Genomic DNA, 20276 nt, shown 5'->3' with positions numbered 1-20276 from the left:
GGGGTGTCCGGCGGGAGGGCGTCGGGGACGCGGGCCGAACCGGCGGCCGCGGTCACGCCCGGCCCTCGGCCCCGCCGTCGCCCGGCTCGGCCCCGCCGTCCCCGCGGGGGCCGGGCACGTCGCCGTCGATGCCGCCGGCCTCGGTCTCGTCGCCGGTCCCGGCGCCGCCGTGGTTGACGTCCATGATGGTGACCGGTCCGCCGTCGCGGGCCGGGGGCAGCGCCGCCGGGGCCGTGCGCCTGGCCTTCGAGCCCTCGAAGCGGAGCGTGGGCTTCGCCTCGAGGCGCGAGAGCCCATGCCAGGCGAGGTTGACGATGTGCGCGGCGAGCTGCTCCTTGCTGATCTTGCGCTGGTCGGCCCAGTACTGCCCGGTGAACACGGTCATGCCCACCAGCATCTGCGCGTAGTACGGCACGCCCTTGGCCGGCAGCTTCTGCCGCTTGAACGAGAAGGCCAGCAGCTCCTCGACCTTGAGGCTCACCTCGCCGAGCAGCGAGCTGAACGACCCGGCCGGGTCGGTGCTCGGCGAGTCGCGCACGAGCACCTGGAAGCCCTCGGCGTTCTCCTCGATGTAGGTCAGCAGCGCCATCGCGGTGCGTTCCACGATCTGCCGCGGGTGCATCGAGGGCTCGGCGAGGGCCGACGTCAGCGCGGTGGTGAGTGCGCGCATCTCGCGGTCGACGACGACGGCGTACAGCCCCTCCTTGCCGCCGAAATGCTCGTAGACGATGGGCTTCGACACCTTGGCGCTCGCCGCGATCTCCTCGACGCTCACCGCCTCGAAGCCCTTGGCCGCGAATAGCGAGCGGCCCACCTGGATGAGCTGCTCGCGGCGCTGCAGGGACGTCATTCGTGAGGAATTGGCCATGGTATCAAGTGTAGGGTGGCAGGCGACGATGCCATGCCGTCGGGCGGCCGTCATCGGCGGTTCCCCGGGGGTTGGGAAGGTGCCGAGGGGTGCGTAGACTGGCCTGTATGGATACGAATGTGATTATCGGCATTGTCGCCGCCGTCGTGGTCATCGCGGTCGTGGCGATCGTTTGGTTCGTGGTGTCGCGTCGCGGCAAGGGCGGCGCCGCGGGCGCGCCCGCCGTCCCCGCGTCCGGCGCCTCCGGTTCGGTCGCGGACTCCGGCTTGGCCGCGTCGTCCGGCGCGTCCCCGGCTCCCGAACGCCCGCAGGCGGCCTCCGGAACGGCCCCGGCCGCGCGGCCGGGAGCGGCGGCGACGGAGACCCGGGAATCGGAGACCTCGGAGCCTAAGACCCCGGCGTCGCCGACCGCGCAGCCCGCCGCCCCCGCCCCGGCGCCCGCGCCCGCCAAGCCCGCGCTCGAACGCCCGGAGACGGCCCCCTCGCGCATCGCGCGCCTGCGCGCCAAGCTCGCCGCCAGCTCGAACCCCTTCGGCAAAGCGCTGTTCAACATCCTCGCCAAGGACCATCTGTCCGAAACCGACTGGGAGGACGTCGAGGACACGCTGCTGCTCGCCGACGTGGGCGCCGAGGCGTCCGCGCAGCTGGTCGACGAGCTGCGCACCGACTCGCGCATCACCGGCACCTCGGACCCGGCCCAGGTGCGCGAGGCGCTGCGCGTCAAGCTGCTCGACCTGGTCGGCACCGGCATGGACCGCCGCCTGAACGCCGTCAAGGAGGGCGCGAACCGGCCGTCCGTCATCATCATGGTGGGCGTGAACGGCACCGGCAAGACCACGACCGCCGGCAAGCTCGCCCGCCTGTTCGTCGCGGACGACAAGTCGGTGATGCTGGGCGCCGCGGACACGTTCCGCGCGGCCGCCGCCGACCAGCTCCAGACCTGGGGCGCGAAGGTCGGCGTGCCGGTGGTGCGCGCCGACAAGGACGGCGCCGATCCGGCCTCGGTGGCCTTCGAGGCCGCCGCCAAGGCCAAGGAGCAGGATGCGGACGTCCTGATCATCGACACCGCGGGCCGCCTGCAGAACAAGGCCAACCTGATGGACGAGCTGGGCAAGATCCGCCGCGTCACCGAGAAGAACCTGCCGGTGGACGAGGTGCTGCTGGTGCTCGACGCGACCACCGGACAGAACGGCATGGCCCAGGCCAAGGTGTTCGCCGAGGCGATCGGCATCACCGGCGTGGTGCTCACCAAGCTCGACGGCTCGGCCAAGGGCGGCATCGTCGTGTCGGTGCAGAAGGAGCTCGGCGTGCCGGTCAAGCTCGTCGGCCTCGGCGAGGGCCCCGATGACCTGGCCCCCTTCGATCCGGAGGGCTTCGTCGACGGCATCCTCGCCTGACGCGGGCGCCGTCGGCCCCCCGGCACGGCCGCCGACGGCCCGCCTGGCGGCCGCCGCGCATCCGCCCCGGCGTTCGCAGTGTGGACATCGTGACCAACCGCCGCGCGGAATGTTACGTGATTCGTAACATTCCGCGCGGCGGTTCATTTTCCGCCGTTTTCGCCCCGCCGCACGCCCCCGCGCGGCGGGGCGGGAATTAACCCTCCGGTAACACGCCGTAACGTTCCGAACATCCGCCGGGCGTTGTATGCAGCTGTCGGTTCCCGCACGGGAACGAACGCAAGAATGAAGCCCGGACGCCCGCCGGATGCGGCGGACGCCACGGAACACAAGGAACATAAGAGAGGGAGGTAGAACATGGACACCGGAAACGCCGCATGGCTGTTGACTTCCGCGGCCCTCGTTTTCCTCATGACGCCCGGTGTGGCGCTGTTCTACGGTGGCATGGTCCGCGCGAAGGCCGTGCTCAACATGCTGATGCTGTCCGCCGCGGCCCTGTCGGTCACCATGACCGTGTGGGTGCTGTGGGGCTGGTCGATTTCGTACGCCGGCAGCGACGTCGCCGGCATCTTCGGCGACCCGGTCACCGGCTTCCTGCTGCGTGACTCGATGGTCGCCCAGGACGGCGTGTTCACCGCGGTCGACACGAGCGGCGACTACCCGGGCAGCGTCGACGTGGCGTTCCAGGCCGCGTTCGCGATGATTACCGTGGCGCTGATCTCCGGCGCGATCGCCGAGCGCGTCAAGTACAGCACTTGGATGATCTTCGTGGCGCTGTGGATTACGCTCGTGTACTGCCCGATGGCGCATATGGTGTGGAACGGCGGCCTGCTCTCGCCGGACGGCGCGATCGCCCAGGCCATCGGCGCCGCCCCGCACGACTTCGCCGGCGGCACCGTCGTCCACATCAACGCCGCGGTCGCCGCGCTGGTGATCGTGCTGATCATCGGCAAGCGCAAGGGCTTCGGCAAGACCCCGATCCGCCCGCACAACGTCCCGATGGTCGTGCTCGGCGCGTTCCTGCTGTGGTTCGGCTGGTTCGGCTTCAACGCCGGCTCCGCGTTCGCCGCGAACGGCACCGCCGGCTACGCCTGGGTGAGCACCGCCGCCGCCGCGGCCGCCGCGATGCTGGCCTGGGGCTTCACCGAGAAGATCCGCTCGGGCCACTACACCGCGATGGGCGCCGCCTCGGGCATCGTCGCCGGCCTGGTCGCGATCACCCCGGCCGCCGACGTGGTCTCCCCGCTGTGGGCGATGGTCATCGGCGCGATCGCCGGCATCGTGTGCTGCCTGGCCTGCGGCCTGAAGTTCAAGCTCGGCTATGACGACTCGCTCGACGTCGTCGGCGTGCACGGCGTCGGCGGCCTGCTCGGCACCCTGCTCATCGGCCTGTTCGGCGAGGGCACCGGCCTGCTGGCCGGCGGCGACTGGCGCCAGCTGGTCGTCCAGCTGATCGTCGCGGTCATCGCGATCATCTACTCGGCGGCGGTCACCGCGATCATCGCCTTCGCGCTGGAGAAGACGATCGGCTGGCGCGTCACCGAGGCGCAGGAGATCAGCGGCATCGACCTGGCCGACCAGGGCGAGCGCGCCTACGATTTCGCTGGCACCGCCAGCTCCGTCCTCAAGGAGGTGAAGTGAGATGAAGCTGATTACCGCCATCATCCAGCCCCATATGCTCGACGAGGTCAAGGCGGCGCTGACCGCCGCCGGCGTGCACGGCATGACCGTCTCGGAGGCCAACGGCTACGGCCGTCAGCGCGGCCACACCGAGGTGTACCGCGGCGCCGAGTACACGGTGGACCTGATCCCGAAGATCCGCCTGGAGATCCTCGCCGACGACGCCGACGCCGAGACGCTGGTCGGCGTGATCGTCAAGGCCGCCGCGACCGGCACGATCGGCGACGGCAAGGTGTGGGTCACGCCGCTCGACTCGGTGACCCGCGTGCGCACCGGCGAGACCGGTTCCGCCGCGATTTAAGGACCCCGCCCCTGCGGGCGGATATTCAAGACCGGTCCCCGCATCGCCCTGGGCGGTGGTGCGGGGGCCGTTACCTATATATGGACCATATCTACCGACGTACATGCGCGGCGCGCGGCGGCAGGCCGGCGGCGCGGCCGCGGTAAGGAGCGACGATGACGAGTGCGGTCGATGGGCTCAGGCGGCGGTTCCTGGAGCTGGGCGCCCCGGACGCCGACGGCGTGCTGCGCGACGGCGCGGCCAAGCGGGCGGCCCGCACCGAACTGGCGATGACGGCGCTGGCCGAACTGTGGCGGCAGGCCGTGGAGGCGGTGCCGTTCGCGGTGCCGGACGGCGGGGTCGGGCTCGCGGCGGTCGGCTCGCTGGCCCGCGGCCAGATCGGCCCGTGCTCGGACCTGGACCTGGTGCTGATGCACGACGGCCACGCGCTGAGCGAGGCGCAGCTGGGCGAGCTGGCCAACAGGCTGTGGTACCCGCTGTGGGACTCCGGTCTGGACCTGGACCATTCCGTGCGTTCCCGCGCCCAGTGCGAGGCCGTGACCGACCACGACCTGCCGGCCGCGACGGGCTGGCTGGACGTGCGGCCCGTCGCCGGCGACCGCCGGCTGATCGAGGACACGGCCTCGTCGATCCTGGCGCGGTGGCGCAGGGCCGCGCGCAAACGGCTGCCGGAGCTGCTGGCGTCCGCTGAGTCGCGGCTGCGCGAGTTCGGCCGGCTGGCCTACCTCAACCAGCCCGACGTCAAGGAGGCGCGGGGCGGGCTGCGCGACACGGTGCTGGTCGCCGCGCTCGCCGCCTCCTGGCTGGCCGACCGCCCGCACGGCCGGTACGACGAGGCGGTGGAACGGCTGCTGGACGTGCGCGACTGCATCCACCTGGCGGCGAACAAGGACACGAACCTGCTGCTGGCGCCGTACCAGCCGAAGGTGGCGGCGATGCTGGGCCTGGCCGATCCGACGCTGCCCCCGGGCGAGCGCGAGGCCGCGTCGGTCGACGACCTGATGACGATGCTGGCGCGCCTGGGGCGCACCATCGCGTTCTCCTACGACTCCACCGCGTCGCGCGCCGAGCATTCGCTGACGCACGAGCGGCCGCGGTTCGCGTTCTTCCAGATGTTCCATCCGCGCGCCGGCGGCCGCCGCGAGGCCCCGAAGTTCGACGTGCTGGAACCGGGGGTGGCGCGGCACGAGGGGGAGATCGTGCTGGCGCCGGGCGCCGACCCGGCCTCGGACGCCACGCTGCCGCTGCGCGTCGCCGTCGCGGCGGGGGAGCACAGCCTGCCGATCAACCCGGCCACGCTGGCGCATCTGCGCGACTGCCCGATCCGCGACAACGTGTGGGACGACGCGTCGCGCGCCTGGTTCCTGCGGCTGCTGGCCTGCGGCGCCGAGCTGCCGCAGGTGTGGGAGGAGATCGACGTGGTGGGCATCCCCGGGCGGTGGATGCCCGAATGGCTGGGCGTGCGCAACCGGCCGAGCGCCTCGGCCGCGCACCGCTACACCATCGACCAGCATATGGTCCAGGTCGTCTCGAAGCTCGGGCGCCGGCGGCCGGGCGCGGACGGCGGGGCGTACGACGACGACCACTACGCGGCGCTGCTGCTGGCCGGGCTGCTGCACGACATCGGCAAGCGGCCGGGCGTGGCCGACCACGCGGCCGAGGGGGCGCGGCACGTGCCGGCGATCCTGCGGCGCATGGGGTTCGACGAGCACATTGTGCATATGGCGACGCTGCTGGTGCGCGAGCATCTGGTCCTGTCCGAGTACGCCACCGGCCGCGACCCGAACGCCCCTGCCGTCGCGGACGAGCTGGCCGACCGCGTCGAGGGCGACCCGCTGCTGCTCGACATGCTGTTCGACCTGACCCGGGCCGACGGCTCGTCGCTGGGCGCCACGGCCGGCGAGGCGATCACCAAGCGCTACGGCTGGTCGTCGTGGCGCGAGGCCACGGTCCGCGCGATGTACGCCGCGGCTAGCGCATCCATCGGTCGCCGCGCACGCGCAGCCCGTTGAACAGCGCACGCACGCCGACGAACAGCACGTTGATGGCGGTCCACAGCACCGCCATGCGCACGGCGTCGCTGCCGATCAGCACGCCGTCGGCCGCCCGGACGGCCAGCAGCGCCGGCAGGTACACGACCGCGGTCACGGCGCAGGCGACGGCGAGGTAGCGGTAGTCGCCCGCGCCGATCAGGATGCCGTCGATCGCCCACATCCACCCGCTCAGCGGCAGGAACAGGCCGAGCACGACCATGCCGACGACGATGAGCTGCTGCACCGCCGGGGTCGGCGAGAACAGCGGGGCGGCGACGAGGCCCGCCGCGATGACCGCCAGCCCGATGACGACGCCGCCGGCCAGCCCCGCGCGGCCGGCCGCCGCGGTCATCGCCCGTGCGCGCCCGCGCCGCCCGGCGCCCAGTTCGGTGGCCACCAGCGCCTGTCCCGCGATGCCGATCGCGTCCAGCATGTTGAGCACGAAGTTCCAGCACGAGTTCACCGACTGGTAGGCGGCGAGCACCTGCGTGCCCATCGCCGTGGCCAGCATGACCGTGGCCACCATCGAGACGCGCAGCGCCAGCGTGCGCGCGAACAGCGCCGAACCGTCCCCGGCGCTGTGCAGGATGCCGGCCGGCCGCGGCCGCCAGTCGGCCTCGTCGGCGCGCGCCCACAGCAGCGCGGGAACGACGAGGAACGCTCCCATGAACCACTGGGCGATCAGCGTCGCGACGCCCGAGCCGGCGACGCCCCACCGCAGGCCGAACACGAACAGCACGTCGAGCACGGTGTTGGCCACGGCGCCGCAGACGGCCGCGACCAGCGTGATCCGCACCTTCTTCAGCCCGCGGAAGATGCCGTTCGCCGCGTACACCAGCAGCATGCCGGGCATGCCGAACACCACCGCGCGCAGGTAGGCGACGGCGGCGGACAGCACCTCGCCGCGCGCGCCCATCGCCAGGCAGAGCGGCTCGGCGGCGAGGAACATGGCCAGCGAGGCGACGACGCCGATGCCCAAGGCCAGCCACAGCCCGTCGATGCCCGCCTCCAGGCCCTCGCGCCGCCGGCCGGCGCCGATCAGGTGCCCGACGCGGCTGGTGGTGCTGTAGGCCAGGAATATGCACAGGCCGACGGCGGTGAGCAGGATCGTCGAGCCGACCGACAGCCCGGCGAGCGCCGCGTCGCCAACGTGCCCGACGATGGCCGTGTCGATGAGCACGAACGTGGGCTCGGCGATGAGCTGGCCGAATGTGGGGACGGCGAGGGCGAGGATCTGGCGGTTGACGCCGCGGCGGTCGATCGCGCCGTCGGTGTCGGGCGCGCCGGCGGTCGGGCTTTCGGGGCGGGTGTCGCCGGGGCCGGTCTGTGGTGTGGTCATGCCCTCCACGGTACCCCGGGCCGTCCTGCCGGCACAATGCCGGGGCGATGGCGGCACGGCCGCCGATATGCGTAAGCGGGCTTGGCATGTCGGGTGGGCGCAATGCCGGGGGTGGCACGGCCGGGCGAAACACACACGATGGGGTGTGCGGTTTCGGGTGGTTGCCGGGGCCATGCGGGGCATGCGCGGGCGAATAGCACACCGCCGCCCGATTGTGCAAATCGGGGTGACGCATCCACAGGGTTATCCCCAAGTTGTGCACAATGTTATCCCCATAATGTGGAAAACTTGGTGCACTATCCACAGAGATATCCCCAAAATGTGGATAAGTGGACAAAACGGAGGATTGTTATCCACACTGCATCAATCCGTGCGTGTCGCATTATCGAACGTTCGCTGAACGCTATGTGAACAATAACGCAAAGAAACATGAGAAAACTGGTATCATACGAGCGGTCTGCGGGCCGTCGCCCGGAACCGTCGGACGGGGCGGGCCGGACGGCACGGCGAGACGGTGATGCTCGGGCATCGGTTGTTACATGGTCGCCGGACAATTGTGACATTGGCGCTGTCGCGGATGGATCTGGGGACTTACGATACCGGAGGAAGCCCGTGGCGTGGGGGTGTGGTGTGCGTCGACGGCCGTCGCGGCCGGCATGGCCGCCGCGACGCGACAAAGGAAGGGGGCGGTCATGCTGGTGGCGATCGTGGACGACGACCGGCTGCAGGCCGAGGAGCTGGTCCGGCTGGTGCGGCGCTCCCCGGCGTTAGGCCGGTCCCTGACGCGGTCGTCGGGCCGCGCGCCCGTCGGCGCGGCGCCGACCGGCCGCCCCGACGCGTCGCCCGAGGCCGACGGGGCGGGCGGTGGCCCTGCGGCGCTCGGTGACGTGGACGTCCGCTGCTTCGATTCCCTGGATGGCTTCGAGCGTTTCTGCCGTGGCGGGGAACCTGCCGCCGACATCGTGTTCATGGACATCCGCTTCGGAGGGCCCGACGGTGCGGAGGGCATCGAGGCGGTGGCGCGGCTGTTTCCGAGAGGCAGCGCGACGCAGGTCGTCTATGTCACCGGATACGGTGAGTGCCACTCCAAGGTGTACTCGACCCAGCACGCCGGCTTCCTGATCAAGCCGGCCGGTCAGGAGGCGGTGGACGAGGCGCTCGCCGAGGCGCTGCGGCGGAGGGCCGAGTCGTCCGAACGCCCGGTGCTCATCACGTCCGGCGGCGACGTGCGCGTTGTGCTGCCGCGCGACGTGATGTGGGTGGAGAGCCATCGCCGGCTGCTGTGCATCCACACCCGCCACGGCGAAGTGAAGACCTACCTCAAGCTCGCGCGGATCGCCGAGATGCTCCCCGACCGCTTCGTCCACTGCCACCAGAGCTTTTTGGTGAACCTCGACTACGTGACGTCGTGGGGCGGCGACCGGTTCGTGCTCACCGACGGCAGAACGATCCCGATCAGCCAGCGGCGCCGCGCCGCGACGAGGGCGGCGGTGCTGGCGTACGCGCGCACGGTGCGATGAGCGTGGGCGCGATGCTGGGGGCCTACGCCACCGGGCCGATGGTCGGCGACATGGCGGCCGTGCTGGTCGCCGTGGCGCGCTTTCACGTGCAGAACCACACGATGCGCTCCCGCGCGCCGATCGCGCTGATGTGCGGACAGTCGGTCCTGTTCCTGGTCATGCTGGCCATGCGCCCCGAAACCGGTCTTGTCGCCGATGGCGCGGCGGCCCGCGTGCTGCGCCTGGCGGTCCTGCCGGTCCTGATCTACGTCGTGCTGCCTTTTGCCGCCTACGTGGGCGGCGTCGTGGAGCGCATGCTCGCCGTATGCGCCACGACGCTGGCGTTCTGCACGACGGCGTTCGCCACGATCGGCCTGGCGTCGCTGCGGGCGCACCTGCTGGGGGAGGCGCCGCCGCTGCCGGTCTTGCCTGCCGTGCCGCTGGCCGAGGTATTGTCGGGCGTCAGCGTGCTGCCCGGCGCGATGCGAACGGCCCAGCCCTATGCGATGGGCGCCATGGTCATCGAGATCGGCCTGGTCCTGCTGCTCGACGCGATGGTCGCGGAACGGGCTCGCCGGTACTACGTGCACGCGGATTTTCTGCGCAACGACCGGTTCCTGATGTTCTCCTTCTTCCAGTTCGCGATCCTCGGCGTCTCCCTGACGATGGCCATGTCGGCGTTCGCGGGCGACCGCCGGTATCTGCTCGGCGCGGCCGGACTGGGCGTGGCCTGCCTGTTCGTGGACGTCGTGATGTTCGGTTCGATGGAACGCGACTACCGGGCGCGTCTGGACCGGGAGTCCGCACGGCTGCTGCGGCGTGAGCTGGATGCCTGCCTGCGGCGGTACGGCGAGGTCGCGGAGTACGTGGAGTCGGTGGCGCGGCGCAACCACGACATTCGCAATCAGCTGGCCGTCGTGTCCGCGTTGGCGCGGCGCGGCGAGTTCGACGCGGCGGCCCGGCACCTGGAATCGGTGGCGGCGCTCGGCCGTGAGGCGCGCGGCGGGCGTGCGCATGTGGGGCGGCGGCGATGACGGCCGCCGTGATGGTCGCCGCCGTCGCCGACTGCGTCGCGTTCTCGCTGCTGTTGGCCTCGTCGGTGCGCCTGATCGGCGGTCTGGAGGGCGCGGCGGTCGGCAGGCGCGCCCTGAACGCGCTGTACCCGCTGAGTCAGATGGCGTTCATCGGGTACAACATGGCCTCGCTCCACCTGGGCGGCGACGACCGGTACCGGGTGCCCTACGCGCTGTTGCTGGCCGGACTCGCCGTGCTGTGCGCGATCGTGGACGTCTCGCTGTTCCGCAACCTGGCGGAGGCCGAGGACGCGCTGCTGTACCGGGAGCGGCGGACGCGGCTCGAACGGCAGCTGCGCGCCCAACGCCGGCATTTCCGGACGCTGCACCGCGAACTGGACCAGGCGATGGCCGTGGACGACGCGATCGAGGCGCGGCTGGCCGAGGCGCGTGCCGCCCTGGCGCGTCGGGATGCGGACGCCGTGTGCGCATGGTGCGCAGACCTGTCCGCGCGGCTGCCGCGACGCCGCGCGTTCTGCCGCCACAAGGCCGTCGACGCGCTGTGCGCGACGATCGTCCCGGCGCTGCGTCGCGACGGCGTCGCCTGCGATCTCGCCATCGAGCTGGACGACGACTGCCCGCTGCCGAGCGCCGAACTGTGCGCGCTGTTCTCGAACCTGCTCGACAACGCCGCCGCGGCGTGCCTGGCGCTGCCGCGCGACCGGCGGTGGATGACGTTGCGCGCGCACGTCGTGCTCGACTGCCTGGTCATCGAGACCCGCAACGCCACGGCCGCGCCGCCGCGTCGCCCCCGCCGCGCGAGCGCCGCCGCACGGCGCGCCCGGTTCGGGCGGCGCGGATGGGGGCTGTCGATCATCCGACGCATCGCCGAACGGCGCGGCGGCGCGCTTGATGTGTCGCGCGGCGTCTCGCCGAACGGCGGCGCATGGTTCGCCGCGCGGGTCGTCGTACCCTGCCCCGCGCAATCGGTTGTGGCGTGAACGCGATGCGTTGTGATGAGGACGGCCCGTCTCCGGCTCTGCGCCGATAGATTCCACCTTGTATGCCCGTCTCCGGCGCGCGGCGTATGCCGCCGGCCGCTCCACGGCGGGAATCGAACGAGACTGAGGAGGAATGCAAGGTGAGGTTTGTCTGGAGAACCAAGTCGCCCGGCGTCGCTCCGCTGTCGCTGCTGGCGGCGGCCATGCTGTTCGCCGTGGCGTGCGCGTTCGTCGCCGCGCCGATTGCGGCGGCCGAGGACACGGCGACGGTGACGGCGCCCGAGGGTGCGACCCACATGTGGGTGGATGTCGAATATGCCGACGAGAACATACGGATCGAGGGGACGTTGAACGACGAGCCGGTCGGCTTCACGGCCTCGCCGTCCGGGGCGACCGCGATCTGCGATGTCGCCGCGGGCTCCGAGTACCGCTTGTCGCTGACGGCCTCGGCGCAGACCGATGCGCTGGTCGCGCTCACCTTCGCGGATGACGACGACGTCATCGTCCAGGAATCGTCGGCGCAGGCGCATCTGGATCAGACCGAGACGCCCATCGAGCCGCAGGAGCCGTCGAATCCCGGAACCGGCGATGGGGCCGGCGCCAACGGTGGTGCCGGGAACGCATCCCACACCTCCGGCGACGGTCCGGCCAAGCCCGGTGTCGTCGGCAAGACCGGATCGCCGATCATGCTCGTCGCGTCCGTCGGCGCCGTGCTGTGCGCCGCGGGTGTGTTCGTCGCCGTGGCGCGCCGTCGGGCGGGTCGTGCGGCACGCGGGGCTGACGAGGGACATATGCGGGAGGTGGAGCGATGAGCCGGACGAAGCCGATGAATCCACGTCACGCGGCGCGAACCCGCAGCCGGTTCGTGGCCCTTACGGCGGCGCTGCTCGCGGCGGCGCTGTCCTTCGGCGTGATGACCCCGAAGCACGCCTACGCCGCCGAACTCAACGACGTGCCGGAACGCATCGCCGTTGACGCCTCGGCCCGGGTCCCCGTCGTCGAATCGTCCATCGGTCGTGGCGGCCTTGCCGCCGAGGGCGGCACGGTGGCGTTGCCGGGCGTCGACGGCTATGACGCCGCCCTGATCCGCATCGGCGTGTTCGATGCCGCGCAGGACGTGACGGTGAACGTGGCCGGTGCTCCGGCGCTCGCCGTCGCCGCGGGGCACGACGCCTCCCAGACCGTGCTGGCTCCGATCGTCGACGGCGGCGTCTCAATGTCGGCGACGGCCGATGTCGACTCCCGCGTGGAGGTGCTGGCGCTGTTCGACGGCGACGAGAACGTGCCCGGATCCACCAATGCGGTGGCCGAACCGGTTCTGCGTGCCGACACCGCGCAGGGGCTCGCCGGAGGCTCCCTGGGCACGGAACCGTTGACGGTGGGCCTGACCGGTCAGGGCGGTGTGCCGTCCACCGGCGTGCGTGCGGTCTACGTGACGCTGACGTTCGACGCGGCCGAGGCCGGCGCGGTCACGCTCGGCGGACAGCGCATCGACGTGCCCGCCGGGCGCAGCGTGATCTCCACCATCGTCGTGCCCGACGGCGAGACGCAGGACATCGAGGTCGCCGCGGACCGCGAGCTCGGTTCCTTTGCCTTGGCCGTGCGCGGCTGGGTGCGCGGTTCGGTCCAGAACGACGCCGCGGCCAACGTCGAAGGCAGCTTCGTGCCGACGGTCGGCGCCGAATGGATTGAAACGGACGTGTCCGCATCAAACGGCGCCGATGTGACGCTGGACGGCGTCGCCGACCGCGCGTTCTCCCTGGTCCTGGTGGATGCGTCGTCCCACGGCGCCGCATCCGATGCCGGGGCGAGGCACACGTTCATTGATGTCGGCGATGGCATCAAGGGCCGGTCGCAGGGCGTGCTGGTGGACGACGAGCTTGGCGCCCCCGCGCAGATCGACGTCGTGGACACGGCGTCGGCGAACGCGACCGTCGACGTGCGCGGCGCCGATGCGACCGCCGGCGTGCTCGCGTTGGGCGCGATCGTCGGGGAGCGCCCCGCCGATCCCGGCACCGTCGAGGTCACCATCGACACCCCGTCGGACGGCGACGGGATCGACCTCGCCGAAACCGGCGGCGCCGTGACGCTGGAAGGCACCGTGGACTCCGACGTCGCCGTCGACAAGGTCGAGGTGTATGCCGATGGCGAATCTATCGGCACGGCCGAACTGACGTCCGACGGGCAGACGGTGCGGTGGAGTTTTGAAACCGCGGCGCCGATGTCGGACACGTACGAGTTCGAGGTGAAGGCGACGACCCGTGGCGGTGCTGAGGGTGCGGATTCTGTCACCCTGCCCGTACGTCTGCCGGAGGCGGACGACATCGTCGTCGCTTCGCAGGCAGTGGCGATTGACCCGGATGCTGAAGCCGGTGCGGTGACGGCAATCGTCGATGATGATGTGTACTTTTCCGCGAAGCCGCAGTTCAACGTCGGCGATGTCATCGTCTCCGGAGTCGGGGCGGCGGTACCGCATGGCTTCCTGAACCGTGTCAAGTCGATCGACCGTGTCGGGGACCAATGGGTCGTCCGCTGCGAGCAGGGCGTATTGACTGATGTATTCATCCAGGCCGAGGTCCGGTATACGGAATCCGTGATCAACGACGACACCGTGCTGCATGTATCCGAATCGGAGTCGGAGAATTCCGAAACGTTGCCGGGCGACGTGTCGAATGTCCAGATCCTTCCGGCCGACCAGATGGACATGGATGTACGGGGGAATGAGCAGGCGGCGCTGGCGAAGACGGGACAGCGCGGCGACCTGCTTGCCGAGGAGGCTGGTGTCGAATTCCACTTCGATTACAGCTTCGAACCGGGGAAGGATAAGGCCCAGGACCATTCCAAACAGGAGGACTCCGAACAGAAGGCGGAAGACGCCGCCGAAATCAACGGCGGCATCAGTCTGTCATTCGATGCCTCGGTGAAGATCGGGGCCAATATGGTGCTGGATATCAATCCAATACTGGAATGGGGCGGTCCGGAAGGCGTCGTCGAGCTGTTCGAGGCAAGCGTATATGGCGAACTCAAGGCCGACACCAAGGCCGTCGCCTTTGCCGAGTTCAGTCAAAAGGTCACCAGGGATGAGTTCATGGTGGTGAACACGCCGGATATCACGGTGCCCATTGGCATGATGCCCCTGGTCCTGACCACGGAGGTCCCATTTGACTTCGAGGCGGGGGTCGATGCCAGTGCCAAACTCCAATACGAGAACGTCTGGAAGCAAACCTTCGAGAAGGGTATGCGCTACACGTCATCGGACGGATGGGAACTGATCGATGAGCAGACCAGCGAGAAGGCCGATCGTGATCCGTGCTGGCCGACGGGGCTGAGCGTGGAGGGATCGCTGGTCGCCGATGCCGGCATCACCGCGAAGCCGGAGATGATGCTGTACGACACGGTTGGGCCCTCTCTGATCCTCAGCGCGGTCGGCCGCTTCACGTTGGATGCGTCGATCAGCGCGAATGGTCTGTTCAAAGTGTCGGGCAAGCTTGAACTACTGCTCTCTTTGGGCGGAAACGTCAGCATGCAGGTGCCGATTATTGATGCGGGCATCCTTGAGCATGATTTCGGCACTGTGGAGTTCGATCCGATCGTGCTGTTGCAATGGGATCCGGAACCGATCAGTCTGTCATGCGCCGCCGGGGATGACAGCGTCACGCATTACCACGGCGTGGTGTATGACCAGTATCGCTACAGTACCGGCAATGGTGAGATAGTGCCGTTGTCGGGTGCCACGGTCACCCTGCAGAACGACGATGGCGAGCCTTTCGCCATGACCACCGGGGCGGATGGGGCGTATGCGTTCGATCTGCCGACGGATGACTATGACGTGACCGTGACGAAGCCGGGTTACGTGGCGCAGACCGGTTCCCTCGACATCCTTGATTCCGAGTGGGATTGCGGATTGTGGCTCGAACCCGGGGAGATTCACCACTATACGGTGGACGTGACATACGGGGCTGGAACCGGACTGCCCAGAGGACAACTGTTCCTCACCGGCTACTACGAACCGGGCGATACGTGGACCGCTGTCCTTGGCGGCGCCGTGGACCATGAGTCGACGGAGAGTGGCGGATACGCCTCGACGTATGACAACGAGTACATCGTGGATGATGACCACGGTGTGATGTCCGCGGACTTCTATCTCGGCGACATCGGCGAGGCCGCATTCGTCCTGCGGAATGTGGAGGACGGGCAGCATATCAGCGTCACCGTGCGCAGGGACGGGGAGACGATTTATTCGTCGGGCCTTCCCGGCGGGGTCGCTGAGGGAGGCGAATGGTGGACGCTTGCCATCGACGATGGCGTAGTCGAACACGATCGTGTCCCCGATTGGGTGCACGGCGATGGGGATGATACCGGCGGGGCCGAGGAAGGTGGTGGTATTCGCTAGCCTTTTGGCGGGTCGCTTGGATGCCTCGCGCGATATGCGCGAGGCATCCAAGGTTAAATGAGGCAGCGTGGGTCTTATGCGTGCGCGTTGCGGTTGTCTTTCGCTCGGGCGTCGGTTCGGTAGCACTTGCGGCGGCACGTGTGCTACCGAACCGACGTTGGGGATCGCCCAGCGTCTGCTAAAACGCAGTCGCCTCGTTGTTTATCAACCAAAACTGACGCCGGCGACTACTGATCCTGCAGCCGGGGCGCGGAATCCGCTCCGCTCGCAGGGCAGGTCGGACGCGACCGTCATGGATTCCCACGTGTTGGCGCCGGGGCTGCCAAGCGCACCCCGATGCGCCCCGTGATCATAAGGTCAGACTCCGCCATAGGTGCTACAAGCTCCTACTAAGCTTCAAGCTGAACCTGAGACCTCGCTCCCTTGACTCGAGACGTTCCAGCTTCGACAAAAATGTAGAATATACTTTACATTTCTGGCCTCGTGATAGAAAATGTAGAATATACTTTACATTATGGAGGTGTACCGATGTATCCCCGACCCCGGCTGCTGGAATCGCTGATCGCCCATCTGGGCACCGACGAGGTCAAAGTGCTGACGGGCGTGCGCCGATGCGGCAAATCGACGCTGCTGCGCATGCTCGCCGATCATCTTCGGTCGGGCGGCGTCGCCGAATCCAACCTGTTCTTCAGGCAGCTCGACGTCGCGGACCTGCCCTTCGACTACACCGCGCGCGACCTGTACGACGAACTGTCCGCGGCGTACCGTGCCGCGGACCGGGGCGATACGTTCATCATTCTGCTGGACGAGGTGCAGGAGGTGGAGGGATGGGAGAAGGTCATCCGCCGCTTCCAGACGCAGCCGGACACCGACATCTACCTGACCGGATCGAACGCGATGCTGCTGTCGGGCGAACTGGCCACCTACATCGCCGGCCGGTACGTGGAGATACCGGTCTACCCGTTCTCGTTCGAGGAATACGTGTCGTATCGCGCCCTGCGGGACGGTTCGGCAGGCCCGGCCGACGCGCTGCTGGCCGACTACATGCGGTACGGCGGCATGCCGTCGCTGCTCGCCGGCGGCCCGGCCGACGAGGCGCGCGCCGCGGAGATCCTGGACGCCGTGTTCAACACCATCGTCGTCAAGGACGTGGCGAGCAGGTACGGCATCCGTGACTTCGCGACGTTCGGCAAGATCGCGCGGTATCTGTTCGCGACCTCCGGCAACCTGTTCTCGGTGCGCGGAATCGTCAACGCGCTGAAGTCGGCCGGCGTCGCCATCAGCCCGCAGACGCTGGACGAACAGATCAGGATGCTGGGGCAGGCGTTCGTGATCTATGCCGCGGAGCAGTCCGGGCTGCGGGGCAAGCAGATCCTGCGGCCGCAACGCAAGTACTACCCGGTCGACAACGGGTTCAGGAACCACGCCTTGCGCTTCGCCGGCACGGATGTCGGGTTCCAGATGGAGGGCATCGTGTTCATGGAGCTGCTGCGCCGCGGGTGGACGGTCCAAATCGGCGCGCTGCCGGCGGGCGAGGTCGATTTCGTCGCGCGGCGCGGGTCGGCGGTGCGGTACATCCAGGTCACCGCGTCGATGGCCGACGAGGCCACGCGGGAGCGCGAGCTGGCGCCGCTGCGCGCCGTCGGCGACTCCTTCCCGAAGTTCGTCGTCGCGCTCGAACCCTACGGCATCGGCACCACGCAGGACGGCATCGCCGTCGTCCGGGCCGCCGACTGGCTGCTGGACGTCGACGGCGACGCGGAGGCGCGGTAGATATCTACCTCCCCTTCGCGCCTGCACCTATACTCGAACGTATGGCTGAAGGAACTACTTGGGACGCGCCCCGGGCGGGCGGCAACCGCGGCGGATCGTACGTGGAGGGCGCCACCGGCACGCCGGTGCGCGACGCGATCTTCGACCGCGTGCCCCCGCATGACGACGACGCCGAGATGGCCGTGCTCGGCGGCATGCTGATGAGCAAGGACGCCATCGGCGAGGTCTCGCAGATGATCGACGTCACGGACTTCTACCAGCCCAAGCACCAGACCATCTATGACGCGATCATCGACCTGTTCTCCGCCTCGCAGCCCGTGGACGTGGTGCTCGTGGCGAACGAGCTGCTCAAGGCCGGCGACCTGGAGAAGGTCGGCGGCACCGACTACCTGCATACGCTGGTGGCCTCGGTGCCGACCGCGGCGAACGCCACGTTTTACGCCGAGATCGTGCACCAGCGCGCGATCCTGCGCAACGTGATCGCCGCCGGCACCAAGATCGCGCAGCTCGGCTACACCGCGGAGGGCTCGCAGGCCGAGGACGTGGTGAACCTCGCGCAGTCCGAGGTCTACGAGATGAGCGTGGGCAAGGTGCGGCAGGACTACGCCGGCATCGGCTCGGTGGTCTTCGACACGCTGGAGATGCTCGACAAGATGCAGAACGGCGAGATCGAGCGCGGCGTGCCGACCGGCTTCCGCGACATCGACGACGTGACGCAGGGCCTGCAGCCGGGGCAGATGGTCGTCGTCGCCGGCCGCCCGGCCATGGGCAAGTCCACGCTCGGCATCGACTTCGCGCGCGCCGCGGCGCTGCACAACGGGCTGACCACGGTGGTGTTCAGCCTGGAGATGAGCAAGGTGGAGCTCGCGCAGCGCATCATCTCCGCCGAGACGAACATCCCCCTGGTGGCGATGCGCCGCGCCGACGACATCACCCCGGAGCGCTGGCACACGCTGAGCGACTTCTACGACAAGATGAAGAACGCCCCGCTGTTCATCGACGACAGCCCGAACATGAGCCTGATGGAGATCCGCGCCAAGTGCCGCCGGCTCAAGCAGACCAACGACCTCAAGCTCGTCGTCATCGACTACCTGCAGCTGATGACCTCGGGCAAGCAGATCGAAAGCCGCCAGCAGGAGGTCTCCGAGTTCTCCCGCGCGCTCAAGCTGCTCGCCAAGGAGCTCGAGGTGCCCGTCGTGGCGCTGTCGCAGCTGAACCGAGGCCCCGAGATGCGCAACGACAAGAAGCCGCAGCTGTCCGACCTGCGCGAGTCCGGCTCGATCGAGCAGGACGCCGACGTGGTGTTCCTCGTCCACCGCCCCGACTTCTACGACAAGGAGGACCGCCCCGGCGAGGCCGACATCATCATGGCCAAGCACCGCAACGGTCCGACCGAGACCTTCCACCTCGCGTTCCTCGGCGCCACCTCGAAGTTCAAGGACATGCCGCAGGACTTCAACAACCAAGGAGTGTGAGCCATGCCCGGCAGCACCACCACCAGACCGAACCCGAAGCGGCCCCGCAGGCCGTGGAACGCGTTCGCCACGCCGCTCATCGGCAAGGCCGTGCGCCGCGCCGCCAGGCTGGCGCATTTCGGCGGCAGCGCCTTCCCCGGCCGGGTCGCCGAGACCATCGACCCCGGATTCCTCGCCCGCACGCTCGCCCAGCTGCCGCTCGGCGTGGTGCTCGTCTCCGGGACGAACGGCAAGACCACCACCACCCGCATGGTCGCCACGATGCTGGAGGGCCTGGGGCTGCGGGTGTTCACCAACCCCACCGGCTCGAACTTCACCAGGGGCGTCGTCTCCGCGCTGCTCGACAAGGTGAGCCTGGGCGGCCGTCTCGACGCCGACATCGCCGTGCTCGAACTCGACGAGGCCTACGCCGTGCACTTCGTCCGGCAGGTCCGTCCCCGGCACTGCCTGCTGCTCAACGTCATGCGCGACCAGCTCGACCGCTTCGGCGAGATCGACAACACCGCGCGGCTGCTCGGCCACGTCGCCGAGGCGACGACCGGCACCGTGGTGCTCAACCGCGAGGATCCGCGCATTGCCGCGCTCGCCGGCCTGGCCGCGCAGGCGCGGTCCATACGCTATTTCGGGCTGGACGAGGGCCTGCGCTCCTTCTTCCCCTCCGACGACGACATGACCACCACGGTCTCGTCGACCGGGCTGTCCGACGGGCAGGGCGGCGACGCCTCCACCGCCGCGGACGACGGTCCCGCCGCCGAGCGCGGCGAGTCGCCGGCCGACATGCCGCCTGCCGACGTCACGCTGATGGCCGTCGGCGACCACGAGGCCACGTTCCGCATGGACGGCGCCGACCTGACCACGTCGGTCCGGCTCGAAGGCGTCTACAACCTGTACAACGCGGCCGCCGCGCTCGCCGTCGTCCGTGCGGTGCTCGACGACCTCGCCGCGCGCCGGGCCTCGGGCGCGTTCGCCGCCGCCGGGAGCGACGCCCGGGCGGCCGCCGCGGCGCCGTCGATCGGTACGGTCGACAACCGGCGGCTGATGCGGGTGCTGTCGACGGTCACGCCGGCGTTCGGCCGTGGCGAGGCCATCGACGTCAACGGCTCCACGGTCGAGCTGCTGCTGGTCAAGAACCCGATGGGCTTCCGCCTCTCGCTCGCCTCGTTCCGGCCCGAGGGGCACGACACGATGATCTGCATCAACGACGAATACGCCGACGGCCGCGACATGAGCTGGCTGTGGGACGTGGACTTCACCAGCCTGCGGGGCACCGGCGTGGCGCTGGTCTCGGGCGTGCGCGCCTGGGACATGGCCCTGCGCCTGGAATACGACCAGGTGCCGGTCGGCGAGGTCGACACCGCGCTCGACGACGCGGTGGAGCGGTTCGTGGCCATGAACCCGGGCACGCCGAAGCACATCTACTGCACGTACACGGCGATGCTCGCCGTGCGCGCCCGGCTGGGGCGCATCACCGAAGTCGCCGACGCCGGCGTGGGGAGGTAGCACC

At 69.4% G+C, this 20276-nt stretch carries 14 protein-coding genes; 12 read left to right on the top strand and 2 right to left on the bottom strand.

Annotation, left to right across the window (positions count from 1 at the left end; translation table 11 throughout):
• Positions 1 to 52 precede the first annotated feature (52 nt).
• Positions 53 to 868 carry a TetR/AcrR family transcriptional regulator gene (locus KIH73_RS01600; RefSeq protein ID WP_338023926.1) on the bottom strand — a complete coding sequence of 272 codons (816 nt, stop codon included), beginning with the start codon at positions 866 to 868 and terminating at the stop codon, positions 53 to 55.
• Between the two features lie 107 nt (positions 869 to 975).
• On the opposite strand from KIH73_RS01600, the gene ftsY reads away from it, so the two are divergent.
• The 4 genes from ftsY (at position 976) to KIH73_RS01580 (ending at position 6258) form a co-directional block, all read left to right on the top strand.
• Complete coding sequence (ftsY, locus tag KIH73_RS01595) at positions 976 to 2265, top strand: signal recognition particle-docking protein FtsY (protein WP_219079866.1); 1290 nt, start codon at positions 976 to 978, stop codon at positions 2263 to 2265.
• Between the two features lie 357 nt (positions 2266 to 2622).
• Positions 2623 to 3906 (top strand): ammonium transporter, encoded by a 1284-nt coding sequence (locus KIH73_RS01590; RefSeq protein ID WP_219079864.1) that lies wholly within the window; start codon positions 2623 to 2625, stop codon positions 3904 to 3906.
• A gap of 1 nt (position 3907) precedes the next feature.
• Positions 3908 to 4246 carry a P-II family nitrogen regulator gene (locus KIH73_RS01585; protein ID WP_219079862.1) on the top strand — a complete coding sequence of 113 codons (339 nt, stop codon included), beginning with the start codon at positions 3908 to 3910 and terminating at the stop codon, positions 4244 to 4246.
• A gap of 155 nt (positions 4247 to 4401) precedes the next feature.
• Positions 4402 to 6258 carry a [protein-PII] uridylyltransferase family protein gene (locus KIH73_RS01580; RefSeq protein WP_219079860.1) on the top strand — a complete coding sequence of 619 codons (1857 nt, stop codon included), beginning with the start codon at positions 4402 to 4404 and terminating at the stop codon, positions 6256 to 6258.
• Here the strand turns inward: KIH73_RS01580 and KIH73_RS01575 are convergent.
• Positions 6218 to 7618 carry an MATE family efflux transporter gene (locus tag KIH73_RS01575; protein ID WP_219079858.1) on the bottom strand — a complete coding sequence of 467 codons (1401 nt, stop codon included), beginning with the start codon at positions 7616 to 7618 and terminating at the stop codon, positions 6218 to 6220. The genes KIH73_RS01580 and KIH73_RS01575 overlap by 41 nt on opposite strands.
• 692 nt (positions 7619 to 8310) lie before the next feature.
• Between KIH73_RS01575 and KIH73_RS01570 the strand changes: the two genes are divergently transcribed.
• The 8 genes from KIH73_RS01570 (at position 8311) to KIH73_RS01535 (ending at position 20272) form a co-directional block, all read left to right on the top strand.
• Complete coding sequence (locus KIH73_RS01570) at positions 8311 to 9138, top strand: LytR/AlgR family response regulator transcription factor (protein WP_219079856.1); 828 nt, start codon at positions 8311 to 8313, stop codon at positions 9136 to 9138.
• Positions 9135 to 10151, top strand: a complete 1017-nt coding sequence (locus KIH73_RS01565) for a hypothetical protein (RefSeq protein ID WP_219079854.1) — start codon at positions 9135 to 9137, stop codon at positions 10149 to 10151. The genes KIH73_RS01570 and KIH73_RS01565 overlap by 4 nt, the downstream gene beginning before the upstream one ends.
• Positions 10148 to 11131, top strand: coding sequence for a GHKL domain-containing protein (locus KIH73_RS01560; protein ID WP_219079851.1), 984 nt, complete (start codon positions 10148 to 10150; stop codon positions 11129 to 11131). Before KIH73_RS01565 ends, KIH73_RS01560 begins: the two co-directional genes overlap by 4 nt.
• Before the next feature lie 140 nt (positions 11132 to 11271).
• Positions 11272 to 11943: a hypothetical protein gene (locus tag KIH73_RS01555; protein ID WP_219079849.1), complete on the top strand. Its 672-nt coding sequence runs from the start codon at positions 11272 to 11274 to the stop codon at positions 11941 to 11943.
• Positions 11940 to 15524, top strand: coding sequence for a carboxypeptidase regulatory-like domain-containing protein (locus KIH73_RS01550; RefSeq protein ID WP_219079847.1), 3585 nt, complete (start codon positions 11940 to 11942; stop codon positions 15522 to 15524). Before KIH73_RS01555 ends, KIH73_RS01550 begins: the two co-directional genes overlap by 4 nt.
• A gap of 528 nt (positions 15525 to 16052) precedes the next feature.
• The gene (locus KIH73_RS01545; protein ID WP_219079845.1) at positions 16053 to 17297 is read left to right on the top strand and encodes an ATP-binding protein; all 1245 of its coding nucleotides are present in this window, start codon (positions 16053 to 16055) and stop codon (positions 17295 to 17297) included.
• 41 nt (positions 17298 to 17338) lie between these two features.
• The gene (gene dnaB, locus KIH73_RS01540; protein ID WP_219079842.1) at positions 17339 to 18772 is read left to right on the top strand and encodes a replicative DNA helicase; all 1434 of its coding nucleotides are present in this window, start codon (positions 17339 to 17341) and stop codon (positions 18770 to 18772) included.
• 3 nt (positions 18773 to 18775) lie between these two features.
• Entirely contained in the window at positions 18776 to 20272 is a 1497-nt protein-coding gene (locus KIH73_RS01535) for a Mur ligase family protein (protein ID WP_219079840.1), read from the top strand.
• Positions 20273 to 20276 lie beyond the last annotated feature (4 nt).

It is taken from the genome of Bifidobacterium phasiani (assembly GCF_019331775.1).
GTDB lineage: Bacteria > Actinomycetota > Actinomycetes > Actinomycetales > Bifidobacteriaceae > Bifidobacterium > Bifidobacterium phasiani.
The sequence above is the reverse complement of the archived record's forward strand: the minus strand, read 5'-3'. Positions and strand labels throughout refer to the sequence as shown.

Excerpts from the sequence above, each read along its gene's own strand:
- KIH73_RS01580 (WP_219079860.1), top strand. The coding sequence starts at position 4,402 with ATGACGAGTGCGGTCGATGGGCTCAGGCGGCGGTTCCTGGAGCTGGGC.
- KIH73_RS01560 (WP_219079851.1), top strand. The coding sequence starts at position 10,148 with ATGACGGCCGCCGTGATGGTCGCCGCCGTCGCCGACTGCGTCGCGTTC.
- KIH73_RS01575 (WP_219079858.1), bottom strand. The coding sequence starts at position 7,618 with ATGACCACACCACAGACCGGCCCCGGCGACACCCGCCCCGAAAGCCCG.
- KIH73_RS01590 (WP_219079864.1), top strand. The coding sequence starts at position 2,623 with ATGGACACCGGAAACGCCGCATGGCTGTTGACTTCCGCGGCCCTCGTT.
- KIH73_RS01545 (WP_219079845.1), top strand. The coding sequence starts at position 16,053 with ATGTATCCCCGACCCCGGCTGCTGGAATCGCTGATCGCCCATCTGGGC.
- KIH73_RS01550 (WP_219079847.1), top strand. The coding sequence starts at position 11,940 with ATGAGCCGGACGAAGCCGATGAATCCACGTCACGCGGCGCGAACCCGC.
- KIH73_RS01585 (WP_219079862.1), top strand. The coding sequence starts at position 3,908 with ATGAAGCTGATTACCGCCATCATCCAGCCCCATATGCTCGACGAGGTC.
- KIH73_RS01600 (WP_338023926.1), bottom strand. The coding sequence starts at position 868 with ATGGCCAATTCCTCACGAATGACGTCCCTGCAGCGCCGCGAGCAGCTC.
- dnaB (WP_219079842.1), top strand. The coding sequence starts at position 17,339 with ATGGCTGAAGGAACTACTTGGGACGCGCCCCGGGCGGGCGGCAACCGC.
- KIH73_RS01570 (WP_219079856.1), top strand. The coding sequence starts at position 8,311 with ATGCTGGTGGCGATCGTGGACGACGACCGGCTGCAGGCCGAGGAGCTG.
- ftsY (WP_219079866.1), top strand. The coding sequence starts at position 976 with ATGGATACGAATGTGATTATCGGCATTGTCGCCGCCGTCGTGGTCATC.
- KIH73_RS01565 (WP_219079854.1), top strand. The coding sequence starts at position 9,135 with ATGAGCGTGGGCGCGATGCTGGGGGCCTACGCCACCGGGCCGATGGTC.
- KIH73_RS01535 (WP_219079840.1), top strand. The coding sequence starts at position 18,776 with ATGCCCGGCAGCACCACCACCAGACCGAACCCGAAGCGGCCCCGCAGG.